13 protein-coding genes are annotated in these 15463 nt (G+C 71.3%); 8 read left to right on the top strand and 5 right to left on the bottom strand.

Translation table 11 applies throughout. From position 1 onward, the window contains the following. The first annotated feature begins 24 nt into the window (after nt 1–24). Entirely contained in the window at nt 25–822 is a 798-nt protein-coding gene (locus IFR14_RS04980) for an HAD-IIA family hydrolase (protein ID WP_079705004.1), read from the top strand. Nucleotides 823–877: 55 nt separating this feature from the next. Next, the gene (locus tag IFR14_RS04975) at nt 878–1918 is read left to right on the top strand and encodes an alcohol dehydrogenase catalytic domain-containing protein (protein WP_191940443.1); all 1041 of its coding nucleotides are present in this window, start codon (nt 878–880) and stop codon (nt 1916–1918) included. A 24-nt stretch (nt 1919–1942) separates the two neighbouring features. Here the strand turns inward: IFR14_RS04975 and IFR14_RS04970 are convergent, their stop codons facing one another. The 3 genes from IFR14_RS04970 to IFR14_RS04960 form a co-directional block, all read right to left on the bottom strand. Continuing rightward, nucleotides 1943–5620: a hypothetical protein gene (locus tag IFR14_RS04970; protein ID WP_191940442.1), complete on the bottom strand. Its 3678-nt coding sequence runs from the start codon at nt 5618–5620 to the stop codon at nt 1943–1945. Then, entirely contained in the window at nt 5620–6168 is a 549-nt protein-coding gene (gene pyrE / locus IFR14_RS04965) for an orotate phosphoribosyltransferase (protein ID WP_175116436.1), read from the bottom strand. Before pyrE ends, IFR14_RS04970 begins: the two co-directional genes overlap by 1 nt. Nucleotides 6169–6329: 161 nt before the next feature. Next, nucleotides 6330–7886: an amino acid permease gene (locus IFR14_RS04960; RefSeq protein WP_137242373.1), complete on the bottom strand. Its 1557-nt coding sequence runs from the start codon at nt 7884–7886 to the stop codon at nt 6330–6332. 239 nt (nt 7887–8125) lie between these two features. Here IFR14_RS04960 and IFR14_RS04955 point away from each other — a divergent pair, with 239 nt between their 5' ends. The 5 genes from IFR14_RS04955 (at nt 8126) to IFR14_RS04935 (ending at nt 13338) form a co-directional block, all read left to right on the top strand. Further along, on the top strand, nt 8126–9493 hold the full coding sequence (locus IFR14_RS04955; protein WP_079704999.1) for a glutamine synthetase family protein: 1368 nt from the start codon (nt 8126–8128) through the stop codon (nt 9491–9493). Next, nucleotides 9480–10316 carry a gamma-glutamyl-gamma-aminobutyrate hydrolase family protein gene (locus tag IFR14_RS04950; protein WP_191940441.1) on the top strand — a complete coding sequence of 279 codons (837 nt, stop codon included), beginning with the start codon at nt 9480–9482 and terminating at the stop codon, nt 10314–10316. Before IFR14_RS04955 ends, IFR14_RS04950 begins: the two co-directional genes overlap by 14 nt. Further along, complete coding sequence (locus tag IFR14_RS04945; protein WP_124768612.1) at nt 10313–11668, top strand: aldehyde dehydrogenase family protein; 1356 nt, start codon at nt 10313–10315, stop codon at nt 11666–11668. Before IFR14_RS04950 ends, IFR14_RS04945 begins: the two co-directional genes overlap by 4 nt. Nucleotides 11669–11731: 63 nt before the next feature. Next, nucleotides 11732–12520, top strand: coding sequence for a 3-oxoacyl-ACP reductase (locus tag IFR14_RS04940; RefSeq protein ID WP_194718745.1), 789 nt, complete (start codon nt 11732–11734; stop codon nt 12518–12520). A 53-nt stretch (nt 12521–12573) separates the two neighbouring features. Then, nucleotides 12574–13338: a FadR/GntR family transcriptional regulator gene (locus tag IFR14_RS04935; protein WP_124768611.1), complete on the top strand. Its 765-nt coding sequence runs from the start codon at nt 12574–12576 to the stop codon at nt 13336–13338. Nucleotides 13339–13428: 90 nt separating this feature from the next. On the opposite strand, the gene IFR14_RS21150 is transcribed toward IFR14_RS04935, so the two are convergent. Continuing rightward, entirely contained in the window at nt 13429–13551 is a 123-nt protein-coding gene (locus IFR14_RS21150; RefSeq protein WP_255376692.1) for a hypothetical protein, read from the bottom strand. 71 nt (nt 13552–13622) lie between these two features. On the opposite strand from IFR14_RS21150, the gene IFR14_RS04930 reads away from it, so the two are divergent. Next, nucleotides 13623–14573, top strand: coding sequence for a LysR family transcriptional regulator (locus IFR14_RS04930; protein WP_191940440.1), 951 nt, complete (start codon nt 13623–13625; stop codon nt 14571–14573). A 90-nt stretch (nt 14574–14663) separates the two neighbouring features. Here the strand turns inward: IFR14_RS04930 and IFR14_RS04925 are convergent, their stop codons facing one another. Further along, nucleotides 14664–15362: a DedA family protein gene (locus IFR14_RS04925; protein WP_079704994.1), complete on the bottom strand. Its 699-nt coding sequence runs from the start codon at nt 15360–15362 to the stop codon at nt 14664–14666. Nucleotides 15363–15463: the final 101 nt, after the last annotated feature.

Below are 15463 nucleotides of genomic sequence, written 5' to 3'. Positions count from 1 at the left end.
CGCACGGAGCACCTGGAGGAACGCATGTCACGACGCGACGAGGTCGAATGCTGGCTCACCGACATGGACGGCGTGCTCGTCCATGAGAACCACGCCCTCCCTGGTGCCGCCGCGCTCCTGCAGCAGTGGCAGGACCAGCGGACGCCCTTCCTGGTGCTCACCAACAACTCGATCTTCACCCCGCGCGACCTGAGCGCCCGACTGCGCGCGTCCGGGCTCGACGTGCCCGAGGAGTTCATCTGGACTTCCGCTCTCGCGACGGCCGCCTTCCTGGCCGAGCAGGAGCCGGGCGGCTCGGCGTTCGTCATCGGGGAGGCCGGGATCACCACGGCCATCCACGAGGCCGGCTTCACCATGACGGAGACGAACCCCGACTACGTGGTCGTCGGCGAGACCCGCAACTACTCGTTCGAGGCCATCACCAAGGCGATCCGCCTCATCGCCGGCGGCGCACGCTTCATCGTCACGAACCCGGACGCGACGGGACCGAGCAAGGACGGCCCGCTTCCGGCGACCGGCGCCATCGCGGCCCTCATCACGAAGGCCACCGGCATGGAGCCCTACGTCGTCGGCAAGCCGAACCCGATGATGTTCCGATCGGCGCTCAACAAGATCGGCGCCCACTCCGAGAACACGGGCATGATCGGCGACCGCATGGACACCGACATCGTCGCGGGCATCGAGGCCGGTCTCCACACGATCCTCGTGCTCACGGGCATCAGCGACGAGGCCGAGATCAACCGCTACCCGTTCCGTCCGAACGAGATCCTGAGCGGCGTCATCGACCTCGTGAAGACGGAGCCCGTCGAAGTCGAGATCTAGGCCCTCCGCCACCACCAGCCCCACCGAACCACTCCGCCCCGCCCCGAGGACTTCCATGCGCGCCGTCGTCTACGACCAGTTCACCGCCGAGCCCGAGGTCCGTGACGTCGCGGATCCGGTGCCGTCCGACGCCGGCGTCGTGGTGCGGGTGGAGACCACGGGGCTCTGCCGGAGCGATGCGCACGGCTGGCTCGGGCACGATGACGGCATCGCCCTCCCCCACGTGCCCGGTCACGAACTCGTCGGGCGCATCCACGCCGTCGGCCCCGCCGTCGAGCGGTTCCGCGTGGGCGATCGCGTCACGGTGCCCTTCGTGTGCGCGTGCGGACGCTGCGTCCAGTGCCTCGCCGGGAACGGGCAAGTCTGCCCGAATCAGACGCAGCCGGGCTTCACCCACTGGGGTTCCTACGCGGAGCTCGTCGCCCTGCACGACGCCGACGTCAACCTCATCCCGGTGCCCGAGTCCCTCGACGCCGGTGCCGCCGCCCTCCTCGGGTGCCGCTTCGCGACGGCCTTCCGCGGGCTCGTCCACCGCGCCGGGCTCCGCAGCGGGGAGCGCCTGCTCGTCGTCGGCTGCGGCGGCGTGGGGCTGAGCGCGGCCATGATCGGCGTCGCGCTCGGTGCCGAGGTCATCGCCGTCGACATCGATGCCTCGGCCCTGGCGCGTGCGGCGTCGATCGGCGTCTCGCACACGATCGATTCGAGCGGGCTCGACGAGGCCGCCGTCCTCGCGCGCATCGCCGAAGCCGCACCGGCGGGCGTGCAGGTGTCGGTCGAAGCCCTCGGGCGTGAATCCACGATGCGCCTCAGCCTCCTGGCGCTTGCGCCGATGGGCCGTCAGGTGCAGATCGGGCTGTTCTCGAGCGAACCGACACTCCCGCTGCCGCGCATCATCTCGCAGGAGCTGTCGCTCCACGGCAGCCACGGCATGCCGGCGTCGGACTACTCGGAGCTGCTCGACCTCGTCGCGAGCGGTGCGCTGCGCCCGCAGGACCTCATCGAACACCGCATCGGCCTCGACGAGGCACCGGCAGCACTCGTCGCCCTGGCGTCCGGCGACCGCTCGACGGGCGTGACCGTCATCGACGTCGCCTGACCCGCGACCGCGTCAGGTGCGTCGTCAGACGGTGTCCGGGGCTCCGGCCGTCGACCACCCTGCGGACACGCTCGGCATCGTGGCGTCTGCAGCCGCACCGGCCGCGTTCGCGGCACCGACGAGCGTTCCGAAGTAGAACGCGAGCAGGAGCAGGACCGCGGCACCCAGCCCGACGACCGCCCAGAGCAGCGCCTTCGGGATGCCCTGATCCGCGTGCTCTCCACGGTATTCGGGGAGGTCGCGGTCGGGAGCGGACTGCGTGGCCTGTGGGGGCAAGGTGGCGCCGACGATACCCGCAGCCGCGGCCGGGGTCGTGAGCGCGCTCGCGCCGTCGAGTTCCGGGAACGCGACCGTCTCGCCGGGGAGCGCGGCCGGGGCCGTCTGCGGCACGTTCGCGACCGGTCCCTGCGAGGGGACGGCCGCGGCGTGTGCGCCGAAGACGGAGACCGAGGCGGGGATCACGGGTGTGGGCACGGTGTTCGAGGCGACATCGGGCTCGGCCACCGGGGAGGTGTGCGGAGCACTGTCGTCGTCTCCGGCCGCGTGGGCCCCCGTTCGTCGTGACCCGCCGGTGTCGCCGTCGGGGTCCGTGTCGTCGACATCGGCGCCGTCGGCGGCGACGAGGCCCGGGATGGGGGCGAGCGGGAGATCAGGCTCGGCGATCGCGTCGGCCTGGAGCGACCAGCCGCCCTCGGCGGCGAAGGCGTCGGCGAGCGACCGTGCCGAGGCCGCCTCCGCCGTGGCGGTGGCGGTGGCGTCTGGCTGATCGGACGGTTCGGACGGGGCGACCGTGGCCGTGCCGTCGGCCTGCTCGGTGTCGGCGAGCGGCGTGGCAGCCGGCTCACCGTCGGTCGCGGCGTCATCGGCCGGGGCGACCTGGACCGCATCCGTCTCGGGTCCGAGGTCGAACAGCGACTCGAGCCGCAGCTCCTCGCTGACCGGCTCGGGCTCGCCGACCGGCTCGAAGTCGATCGAGCCCTCGTCGGCGAGTGGGGCATCGGACGCCGCGGGATCCGTGGTGGGTTCGGTTGTACCGTCGGCAACGGTCCCGTCCGGCACGAACGACGGCAGCGGTGTGACGCCCGCCGCAGCGAGTGGGACGGCGTCGAACTCGACGATCTCCTCGTCGAACTCGTCGTCGAGCTCCTCCGGGTCGACGGCGAACGCCGGGGTCTCTGGAGCGGGAGTATCGATGACGGGGGTCGGTGCCGTCTCGGGAGCGGAGTCGGCGTCGCGGTCGGCCGAGGTCTCCGTGTCGTCGGAGTCGGCGCCCGAGCCGAGGCCGGAAGCGGCACCGGCAGCGGTTGCGGCCCCTGCGGCGGCGAGGCCACCGGCCGCGACGGCTGCGTCGAACCCACCGAGCGACAGCGTCGGGAAGAGGTCGACCGTGTCGTTCGCGGCGGGGACGATCGGCGCGGCGTCCGGCGCGGAGCTGTCGGTGTCGGTCGCGTCGTCGGTCCAGCTGGCGAACTCGTCGCCGGGTCCGTCGACGAGCGGGCGACCGAGCGTGACGGCGGCGAGGCCCGGAGCGAACGGCTGGACGTCGCCGGCGATGAACGCGGCATCGGGCACCTCGCCCTCGAGCGCGAGTTCCGACGGGGACTCCGCACTCACGGCTGACGACTCGGCGCCCTCCCACTCCACCGGCGGGACCGGGATGGGCTGGGTCGTGGGAGCCGCGTGCACGAGCGGGTCCAGGGCGTCGTTCGGCGCGAGGTCCCACACGAATGGCGCGGTGCCGAAGGGGCTGACCGTGGGCTCGGGTTGCACGCCGTCGAGGGAGATGAGCTCCGTGATGGAACGCTCGGCCTTCGGGGTCGGCGGGCCGAAGGCCGGGGGGACGTCGGCGGTGTCCGTCGCGTCGTCGTCGACCGGCGCATCGTCACGGCCGAGCTCGGCGTCCGTGTCGGCGTCGGGTGTCGGCGCCGGAGGAACCGCTGCTGCTGCGGCTGCGGCACCCGCCAGGGCCGAGAAGCCCGGACCGCCGAGGCTGTCGAACGGCCGCGTCTCATCGAGCGGCTCGGCGTCGACGTCGGGGACCGTCTCGGGCCACGGGACGTCGGCTGGTGAGGTCGGCTCCGCTGCACGCGCGGGCGAGGCCGCCGGGACCGTGTCCCAGCGGAACGGTGCCGCGGGGGTGATCGGCTCGGAGGCGACGACGCCGTCGGACGCGGCCTCGGGGTCCGAGTCGGCGGTCGGCTCGACCGGCTCGCTCGCGGCCGGAGACATCGCCTCATCGGTGGCGGCGACGGCGACGGACTCGTCCGCGGTGTCGACTTGCTGGGGCGCCTCCTCGACCGGCTCCGCCTGCGGGTCCTCGGACGGCTGCTCCTCCGGTGCCGCCGGCGCGGCGCCGAACGTCTCACCGAACGGTTCCGTCAACCAGGCCAACGGATCCGTGCGCGGTGCGGAGGCCTCGGCAGTCGCCGGCTCGGCGGTCCAGACGTCGTCGGCAGCTGCTTCGTCGGCCGGGGTTTCGTCGGGTCGCGCGGCGGTGGGCGCCGAAGCGTCGATCGTCGTGTCACGGACCTCGACGGTCTCTCCACCGAGGACGTCGTCGCCGAACGTCTCGGACAGGCTCCAAGAGCCCTCCGGGAGATCGTCGTCCTGCGCCTCGGTGTCGGGCGTCGTCGCGGAGCCTGACGGCACGTCGTGGTCCGCGGCGGGCGGCGTCGGCGTCACCGGCGGGGCGGTGGGCGGCTGCGGTGCGGCGGGAGTGCCGCCGGCGAGCGTCGAGGTGGAGGTCGTCGCGGCGGTCTCCTCCGCTTCGACCGCGGCCCAGGCCGCCGGGTCGTCGGCTGCGAGTGCTCGGGCCGTGGGCAGGACGGCCGTCGAGACATCCTCCGCGGCCACTGGATCGGCGTCGGTGTCGTCGCTGCCGCCGAGGCTCCAGGGCTCGTCGTCGACCGGTGGCAGGACGACCGGGTTCGTGGGCGCGGGCCGGAAGGTGCCTGCGGGCGCGTGCTGGAGGACGGAGTCGGTGTCGACCGTCAGCTCGTTGCGGGCGGGCGGGACAGGCGATGCCGGGGCAGGGGTCGGCGGGACGACCGGGAGTTCGAGGGCGTTCGGGTGACGCAGACCCTCCGACCGGACGGGAGCAGCCTCAGGCATCGGGTCGGCCGGGGCTGCAGGCGTGGCGGGTGGGACGGGCTCCGCGCTGGGTGCATCCGGCGTCGGCGGCGCCGAGACCGGTGTGGTGTCGTCGGCCGGGTTCGGCACCTGGCTCTGCCACCAGGCGAGGAGTTCGGCCTCGCTCGCGAACTCGCCGGGAGCGGTGGCCGGGGCGGCGGGGGTCGGCTCGGCGGCAGCGGGCGTCTGCTCGACGGGAGCGGGGGTCTGTTCGACGGGAGCGGGCAGCGGCTCGACCGGAGCCCGCGTCGGCTCAGCGGCCGTCGGGGTCGCGGGCGCATCCGGCACGGACGGCGCGGACGGTGCGGACCACTGGGGCTCTGCCGGAACCGGCGCGGGCACCGGCGAAGCAGCGGCGTCGCCGACGACCGGCAGGACGCGCGTCCGGTCGTCGTCGTCGACGGGCGACGGAGCGACGGCAGCAGACGGCTGCTCGTCGATCGCGTCGGTGGCGGGCTGCGTCTCGATCGCCTCCGTGTCGTCGGCGTCGAGCTGCGAGAGCAGCCAGTCGGTTCCGTCCGCGGGTTCGTCCGGCAGCCCGGCCCCGCCGCGTCCGGTTCCGTCGCCGGACATCAGACGAGTCCCAGGTCTTCCAGGCCGATCGCGGCCAGGTACTGGTAGCCCGCGGCCTCGATGATCTCGCGGGCGCCGGTCGCGCGGTCGACGACGACGGCGACGGCGACCACCTCGGCTCCGACCTTCTCGAGCGCTTCGGCCGCCTTGAGCGGTGACCCACCGGTGGTCGAGGTGTCCTCCAGCACGATCACGCGCTTGCCCTGGAGGTCGGGGCCCTCGACCTGCTTGCCGCGACCGTGGTCCTTCGGCTCCTTGCGGACGACGAACGCGTCGTACGTGAGTCCGCGCGCGGCACCCTGGTGCAGGATCGCGGCGGCGACCGGGTCGGCGCCCATGGTGAGGCCACCGACCGCGAAGACGTCGGGGACGTCGGCGATGAGGTCGATCATGACCTGCCCGATGAGGGGCGCGACGCGGTGGTCGAGACTCACCTTGCGGAGGTCGACGTAGTACGTCGCTTTCTTGCCGCTCGTCAGGGTGAAGTCACCGTGGAACACGGCTTCCGCCGAGATGTGGTCAATGAGCTGAGCTCGTGCGTCCGTCACGTCGACGAGTCTACAAGCTGTGACCCCCATCGCCGCAGTCGCCCGGATGGGGGCGTTCCGCGTCACCGAGGCAGGAGAGCCCCGGCGTGTCGGGCACGACTCGCCGGGGCTCGGGACGCGACGCCGCCACCGGTCTGCGTCGGGGCGGCTGCGTCCGGGGGTCAACGCGCGGTGCCGGAGCCCGGGTCCTCGGGACGGTCGGCTGCGAGCAGCTCAGCCTCGGTCGCGCCGCCGTAGCCTTCGGTCTCCGGGTCGCCGTGCAGGCCGCCCGAGACCGCGTACTCCTCCTCGGGCGACATGACGAGCCGGTGGCGACCCCAGACCGCGAAGGCGACCAGCATGACGACGTAGACGACGACGATCGCGATGATCGCCGGGAGGAACGTCGGGTTGAGCAGGAAGCCGACGAAGATGAGCGCGGCGATGACGGCTGCGATGACCGCCCCCGGCACACCCCACGGGCTGAGGTAGGGCCGCTTGGCGTTCGGGAACTTCTTCCGCAGCAGCAGGAACGCGATCATCTGCATGAGGTACGCGAGCACCGCGCCCCAGACAGCGATGTTCAGCACGATCGCCCCGGCGACGCCGCCTGATCCGCCGGCCGCGTCGACGATGAGCAACGCGATGAACCCGATGATCGCCCCGGCCACGAGGGCCACCCACGGCGTCTGCCGCTTGCCGGTGAGGGAGAGGAACCGCGGGTAGTACCCGGCGCGGGACAGCGAGTACATGTTGCGACCGTAGGCGAACATGATGCCCTGCAGCGAGGCGAGGAGCCCGATGAGGGCGAAGAGGGCGAGGACCGCCGCCGCACCGTCACCGACGATGGCCCGGAAGCCGTCGAGCAGAGGCTCTCCCGCCGTCCCCGTCGCTTCCGCACCGATCACACCGGTGTTGAGGAACAGGACGAGCAGACCGGTGACGATCAGGGTTCCACGAGCCCAGAACCCGGCCTTCGGGATGTCGCGCACCGGGTTGTGGGACTCCTCCGCCGCGAGCGGCAGCTCCTCGATGCCGAGGAAGAACCACATCGCGAAGGGCAGGGCGAACAGGATCGGGAGGACGCCGTGCGGCAGGAACTCGGTCTGGCCCGCGTCGGGGGCGATGTCGAACAGGTTGGCCCAGGCGAACTGGCCGGAGAAGATCGCCATCGCGGAGAAGACGAGCAGGATGCCGATGGAGATGATCGAGACGACGATCGCGAAGCGGAAGGAGATGCTCGCTCCCGCGGAGTTCAGCGCGATGAACGCGACGTACAGGATCGCCCACCACACGGGCGACGGCATGGAGAAGCCGAGCAGCTCGCTCGTGATGGCGTCGGCGTAGGAGGCCGAGAAGTACACGATCACGGCCGTGGTCGCGACGTACTCGATGGTCTCCGCGAGGCCGGTCACGAACCCGCCGAGTGGTCCCATCGCCGCTCTCGCGAAGGAGTAGGCCCCGCCGGTGTGCGGCATCGCCGCGGCCATCTCCCCGATCGAGAAGATCATGCCGTAGTACATCGCGACGAGGATGACGAAGGCGATGAGCATGCCGCCGAACCCGGCGAAGTCGATGCCGAAGTTCCAGCCGGAGAAGTCGCCGGAGATGACCGCCGCGACGGCGAGGCCCCAGAGGCCCCACACCCCGGCGGACCGCTTCAGGCTGCGTTTCTCGAAGTACCCCTCGCCAGCCGCGGTGTAGGTCACCCCGGAGATCTTGCGCGTGTCGTCAGCCATCGATGCGTCCTGTCGCTCGGGTTGCGCGCTCGTCGGGCTCGCACAACGTCCTCAGATTCGGTTGGCCCGACTCTAGGACCTGCAATGGTCGCGTGTACATACCTTTGTGAGGAAACCCGTCTCACAATTGCTTCGATCCGGTGGAGGTGCTGTGATGTAATGGTCGAGTTCGCGACCTTTCAGTTCTCCATCGAGGCAGAACGCCGACGACGGGTCCCCCGGATCAACGAGGAGCTGCCATGCACCCACGCTCAGGAAACCTGACGCTCGAGGAGCTCACGACGGCCGTCGCCGCACGCGAGATCGACACCGTGATTCTCGCGTTCACCGACATGCAGGGCCGACTCGTCGGCAAGCGCGTCTCGGCCCGCCTCTTCGTCGAGGACGTCGCCGAGCACGGAGCGGAGTGCTGCAACTACCTGCTCGCGGTCGACGTCGAGATGAACACCGTCGACGGCTACGCGATGTCGAGTTGGGAGCGCGGCTACGGCGACATGGCGATGATCCCCGACTTCTCGACCCTCCGCCGCGTGCCCTGGCTGCCGGGCACGGCCCTCGTCACCGCCGACCTCCAGTGGCTCGACGACGCCCCGGTGGTCGCTTCGCCCCGCCAGATCCTCATCGCCCAGCTCGAGCGGCTCGCCGAACGCGGCCTCGTCCCGTTCGTCGGCACGGAGCTCGAGTTCCTCGTCTTCGACGACACCTTCCGGGAGGCCTGGGCGAAGGACTACACGAAGCTGACCCCCGCCACCGACTACAACATCGACTATGCGATCCTCGCCTCGACCCGCATGGAGCCGTTGCTGCGCGACATCCGCAACGCCATGGACGGCGCCGGCATGTACTGCGAGGGCGTCAAGGGCGAGTGCAACCTCGGGCAGCAGGAGATCGCGTTCCGCTACGACCACGCCCTCGTCACCTGCGACAACCACTCGATCTACAAGAACGGGGCGAAGGAGATCGCCGACGCCCACGGCAAGAGCCTCACGTTCATGGCGAAGTTCGACGAACGCGAGGGCAACAGCTGCCACATCCACATCAGCCTCCGCGGCGAGGACGGTTCGGCCGTGTTCGCGGACCCCGACGCGCCCGACGGCATGTCGAAGCTCTTCCGGCACTTCCTGGCCGGGCAGCTCGCCGCGATGCGCGAGCTGACGATGTTCTTCGCCCCGAACATCAACTCCTACAAGCGCTACGTCGACGGCAGCTTCGCCCCGACGGCCGTCGCCTGGGGGCACGACAACCGCACCTGTTCACTCCGGGTCGTCGGCCGGGGGCTCGGCATGCGCGTCGAGAACCGGGTGCCGGGCGGCGACGTCAACCAGTACCTCGCCGTCGCCGCGCTCATCGCAGCCGGACTGCACGGCATCGAGAACGAACTGGAGCTCGAGGATCCGACCAGCGGCAACGCCTACACGGGCGGTGCGCCCCGCGTCCCGACGTCGCTCCGGGAGGCGGCCGAGCTCTTCTCGCAGTCGACGATCGCCCGCGAGGCGTTCGGCGACGAGGTCGTCGACCACTACCTGAACTTCGCGAAGGTGGAACTCGCCGCCTTCGACGCCGCGGTGACGGACTGGGAGCGGGTGCGCGGCTTTGAACGCCTCTGACCCGAACGTCCCAGCGACCGACCCGCCCGTCTCGAGCGCCCCGCTCATCGGCATCACGACCTACCTCGAACAGGCCCAGACCGGGGTGTGGGACGTCCCGGCGTCCTTCCTCCCCAAGGTGTACCTCGACGCCGTGACGGATGCGGGTGGGATCGCGGTCCTCCTCCCACCCCAGCCCGTCACCCGTGCCGTGGCCGCATCCGTGCTGGCCCGCCTCGACGGCCTCATCGTCTCGGGTGGCGCCGACGTCGACCCCGGCCTGTACGGTCAGGTCGCCCACCCGCGCACGGGTCGGCCACGGACCGACCGGGACGCCTGGGAGGAGGCGCTGCTCACGGCGGCGATCGACGCCGAGCTGCCGTTCCTCGGCATCTGCCGTGGCGCGCAACTGCTGAACGTCGCGCTCGGCGGGACGCTCGTCCAGCACCTCCCCGACCTCGTCGGCGACGACTCCTTCCAGCCCGGCGAGGGCGTCTTCGGGCCGAAGACCGTCGCGATCGACGCCGACTCGCGACTGGCCGCGCTGCTCCGGCAGGACGACGACGAGCTCGACGTGCACGTCTACCACCACCAGTCGATCGACCGCGTCGCCGACGGGCTCGTCGTCACCGCTCGCACCGAGGAGGGCGTCATCGAGGCGGTCGAGCTGCCGACGGTCCCCTTCGGTCTCGCCGTGCAGTGGCACCCCGAGGAGGAGACGGCCGACCGGCGTCTCTTCGCCGGGCTCGTGGACGCCGCGCGTCGACACCGCGACGCCGGGACCACCGCAGGACGCAGCACCAGCACCACACCCGGCACCGAGAGCAGGAGCACCACACCGTGAGCTACACGATCCTCAATCCGGCGAACGAACACGTCGTCACGACCGTCGAGCACCTCGACCTCGCCGAGACGGACGCCGCCATCGCCCGCGCCGCCGTCGCCCAGCGGTCCTGGGCGGCCGTCAGCCCCGCCGACCGCGCCCAGGCGCTCCGCCGCTTCGCCGCATCGGTCGACGCCGACCGCGAGCACCTCGCGAGCCTCGAGGTCGTCAACTCGGGCCACCCCATCACCCAGGCGCGGTGGGAGGCCGGTCACGTCCGCGACGTGCTCGAGTACTACTCGGCGTCACCCGAACGGCTCTTCGGTCAGCAGATCCCGGTCGCCGGGGGCATCGACCTCACCTTCCACGAACCGCTCGGCGTCGTCGGCATCATCACCCCGTGGAACTTCCCGATGACGATCGCCGCCTGGGGGTTCGCACCGGCGCTCGCGGCGGGGAACGCGGTGGTCCTGAAGCCCGCGGAGTGGACACCGCTGACGAGCATCCGCCTCGGGGAACTCGCCCTCGAGTCCGGCCTGCCCGAGGGCCTGTTCCAGGTGCTGCCGGGCCGCGGGTCGGTCGTCGGCGAGCGCTTCGTCACGAACGAGACCGTCCGGAAGGTGGTCTTCACCGGATCGACCGCCGTCGGCAAGCGCATCATGGCCGGCGCGGCCGAGCAGGTGAAGCGGGTCACCCTCGAACTCGGCGGCAAGAGCGCCAACATCGTGTTCGCGGACGCCGACCTCGAACGCGCGGCCGCCGCCGCCCCCTACGGCGTCTTCGAGAACGCGGGCCAGGACTGCTGTGCCCGGAGCCGGATCCTCGTGCAGCGGAGCGTGTACGAGCGGTTCATGGAGTTGTTGGAGCCGGCCGTGCAGGGTGTGGTCGTCGGCGATCCGAACGACGAGGCCACCGAGATGGGGCCGCTCGTCTCCGCTCCGCACCTGGCCGCCGTGCGCTCGTACGTGCCCGAGGGCGCGCCGGTCGCCTTCACCGGGAGCGCCCCGGACGGCCCGGGGTACTGGTTCGCGCCGACGGTCCTGACGCCCGGCCGCGACGACCGCACCGTCCGCGAGGAGATCTTCGGTCCCGTCGTCGCCGTCCTGCCGTTCGAGGACGAGGCCGACGCCCTCACGCTCGCGAACGATACGGAGTACGGCCTCTCCGGCTCGATCTGGACCCGCGACATCGGCCGTGCGATGCGGGCCGCTCGGGCGGTGGAGTCGGGCAACCTGTCCGTCAACTCCCACTCCTCCGTCCGCTACTCCACCCCCTTCGGCGGGTTCAAGCAGTCGGGTCTCGGGCGCGAGCTCGGTCCCGACGCCCCGCTCGCCTTCACCGAGACGAAGAACGTCTTCCTCGCCGTCGACTGAACGACCCGCACCACCCCGGTCCCTGAGCTTGTCGAAGGGCGGGGCAGAGAGAAAGAGCACCACATGACCATCACCCCCATCGACCTCACCCAGCGGCTCGCCGGGAAGGTCGCCGTGATCACCGGCGGCGCGAGCGGCATCGGCCTCGCCACCGCGAAGCGCTTCGCCGCGGAAGGCGCGACCGTCGTCATCGGCGACCTCGACCCGACGACCGGCCAGGCGGCGGCCGAGCTCGTCGGTGGGCTCTTCGTCCAGGTCGACGTGACCGACCAGGCGCAGGTCGACCACCTGTTCGACACGGCGGCCGAGACCTACGGTTCCGTCGACATCGCCTTCAACAACGCCGGCATCTCCCCACCCGACGACGACTCGATCGAGACGACCGAGCTCCCCGCCTGGGAGCGGGTGCAGGACGTGAACCTCAAGTCGGTCTACCTGTGCTCGCGCGCCGCCATCCGCCACATGGTGCGGCAGGGGAAGGGCTCGATCATCAACACGGCGTCGTTCGTCGCCGTCCTCGGCTCGGCCACCTCGCAGATCTCGTACACGGCGTCCAAGGGCGGAGTGCTCGCGATGAGCCGCGAGCTCGGCGTGCAGTTCGCGCGGCAGGGCATCCGCGTCAACGCCCTCTGCCCGGGTCCCGTCAACACCGCGCTGCTGCAGGAGCTCTTCGCGAAGGATCCGGTGCGCGCGCAGCGGCGACTCGTGCACATCCCCCTCGGTCGGTTCGCGGAGCCCGAGGAGTTGGCCGCCTCCGTCGCCTTCCTCGCGAGCGACGACTCGTCCTTCATCACCGGGTCGACGTTCCTCGTCGACGGCGGCATCTCCTCCGCCTACGTGACACCGGAATGAGCTGACGACATGCCCGGGCGGGGGACGCGACCCCGGGGAAATAGACTGATCCGATGAGCGAGACGCGGAAGGGCGACGAGGCGACCGAGGTGCTCAGCGCCGAGCTCCTCCTGCGTCCGGGCCGCGCCGGGAACGCCTTCGAGGAGACCGTCCAGCGGCTCCTGCAGTCCATCCGCCTCGGGCTCATCGAGCCGGGCGGTCGTCTGCCTGCCGAGCGCGAACTCGCGACGATGCAGGGGGTCAGCCGCGACACCGTGCGGGATGCGATCGCCGCACTCACCGAGGCCGGTTACCTGACCTCGCGGCGCGGGCGCTACGGCGGGACGTTCGTCATGGACGAGTTGCCCGACGACGAAGCGATCAACGCGGCCGACTCCCCCGAGGTCGGCAGGGTCACGATCTCGGCGGCGGAGATCGAGGACACGCTCACGCTCCGCAGCATCCTCGAGGTCGGTGCAGCCCGCGAGGCGGCGCAGTGCAAGCTCTCCGGCGCCGACCGCGAACGCCTGTGGCAGGCACTCGGAGACTGCCGGGACGCGGCGCCCGCCGACTACCGCCGCCACGACTCCCGCCTCCACCTGCTCATCGCGGAGCTCGTGGGTGCCCCCAGCCTCCTGCCACTCGTCGCCGAGTCACGCATGCGGGTCAACGAACTCCTCAACGGCATCCCGCTGCTGGCCGTGAACATCGCGCACTCCGACGAGCAGCACGAGCGCATCGTCAAGGCGATCCTGCGCGGTCACCCCGAGGAGGCGGCGCAGGCGATGGCCGAGCACGTCGCCGGCTCCGAGGCGCTCCTGCGCGGCTTCCTCGCCTGAGCGCCTGTCGCGGCGTGGACATGGAACGACCTCCCGGCGACGAGTCGCGAGGAGGTCGGATGCGCCGGCCGGGCCGGCGGGTGCGAGGTCCTAGAAGGACTTCGGGTAGGTGCGGGCCGGGATGGCACGGTAGCCGTCGCGCTTGACGACGACGACCGATCCGACGGCTGCACTCGCAGCGAGGAGGGCGATGATGCCGAGATAGATGGTCATGGTTCTATGAAACGCCTGTCAGCCGTGAAGGACAAGCGAACAATACTGACGCTACTCGGTAGCATCGCTACATGGATGTCCGCCGACTCGACCTGCTTCGCGAACTCGCCGAGCGCGGCACCGTGCACGCCGTCGCGGAGGCCACGCACCGCACGCCGTCCGCGGTCTCCCAACAACTCAAGGTCCTCGAGCGCGAGGCCGGTCTGCCGCTCACCGAACGACGTGGCCGCGGCCTCGTCCTCACCGACGCCGGCCGGGCACTCGCGGCCAGCGCCACGGACGTCGCCGTCGCGATCGAACGGGCGACGAGCGTATGGGACGAGTACCGCAACCGTCCGATCGGCACCGTCACGGTCGCGACCTTCCCCACCTTCGGGCAGATGGTCGTCCCCGCCGTGCTCCGCACGCTCGAAGCGGTACCCGGCCTGCGGGTCGTCGTGAGCGACCGAGACCCCGACCTCGAGGACTTCCCCGATCTGGCGGCCGACTTCGACATCGTCATCGCGCAGGCGATCGGCGGCGAGCGCAACTGGGTCCGTCGCGGTCTCCGCATCACGCAGCTGCTCTCCGAGCCGCTCGACGTCGTGCTGCCGGTCGGGCATCGCCTCAGCGGACAGACCGTCCTGAGCCCGGCGGACCTCGCGGACGAGTCCTGGATCGGCGTGCCGGTCGGCTATCCGCTCGACCGCCTGCTCCGCAGCATCGAGGCCGAATCGGGCGGCGAGCTCCGAGTGGTGCAGCGGGTGAGCGACAACCGCATCGCGGAGGCGATGGTCGCGGCGGGCCTCGGTATCGGCCTCCTCCCGCGATACACGGCCAGCGGTCCGGAGCGCGGCATCGTCCTCCGTCCGCTCGCGGGGCTCGACGCGACCCGTCGGATCGTCGCACTGTCGCGTCCCGACCGCGCCGAACGCCTGGCGGTGCGGACCGTCCTCGACGCGATCCGCGTGGAGGCGCAGTCGGTCGCCGCCTCGCACACCGCGCCGGAGCCCGAGGAACTCACCACGCCCCGCTGGGTGTGAGCGGGACCGTTCTCAGGAGTCCGTCGGTGCGCCGGTGGCGGCGGCGACGGACACACCGCAAGCGTCCTGAGAACGGTCCCGCGGGGACGGTCAGCCCTCGGCCCGACCGGCGCCGCTGCGCTCCCGGCGGTACCGCTGCACGCCGCGCCAGACCGCGACGCCGACGGCGATCACGACGCCTGCGATGACCACCTTCTGCAGGATGCCCGCGTACTCCTCGACGATGTGCCACTGCTCGCCCAGGAAGAACCCGGCGAGCACGAAGATGGTGTTCCAGATGGCGCTGCCCGCGAAGGTGAGCAGGGTGAACCGCAGGACCGGCATGCGTTCGACGCCGGCGGGGACCGAGATGAGGCTCCGGAAGATCGGGAGCATCCGCCCGAAGAACACCGCCTTCGAGCCGTGCTTCTGGAACCAGGCCTCGACGCGGTCGACGTCCTCGACGTGGACGAGCGGGACCCGCTCAGCGAGGCGGCGCATGCGGTCACGTCCGAGGACGGCGCCGATCGCGTAGAGGGCCAGCGCGCCGATCACGGAACCGGCCGTCGTCCAGATGAGGACCTCGACGAGACCGAGCTTGCCCTGACTGGCGGCGAATCCGGCGAGCGGCAGGATGATCTCGCTCGGCAACGGCGGGAACAGGTTCTCGAGGGCGATGGCGAGCCCGGCTCCCGGACCACCCAATGTCTCCATGAGGTCGACCGCCCAGTCGGCGACCCCTCCGAGGGCACTGTCCCCTCCGGTCGAGGCGGCGGACAGGCTGAACGTGGCGGCGGTGGACGTCGTCATACCCTCGACGCTACGCGACACCCGCTCGCCATCCCTGGGAACCTCCGCTCAATCCCCCACCCGTCGGCTCCACCGAACCGGTCCCTTCTCAGGACCTCTCC

Origin of the sequence: Plantibacter sp. CFBP 8775 (genome assembly GCF_014839505.1) — a bacterium.
Taxonomy (GTDB): domain Bacteria; phylum Actinomycetota; class Actinomycetes; order Actinomycetales; family Microbacteriaceae; genus Plantibacter; species Plantibacter auratus.
This window is presented reverse-complemented; position numbering and strand designations above follow the sequence as displayed.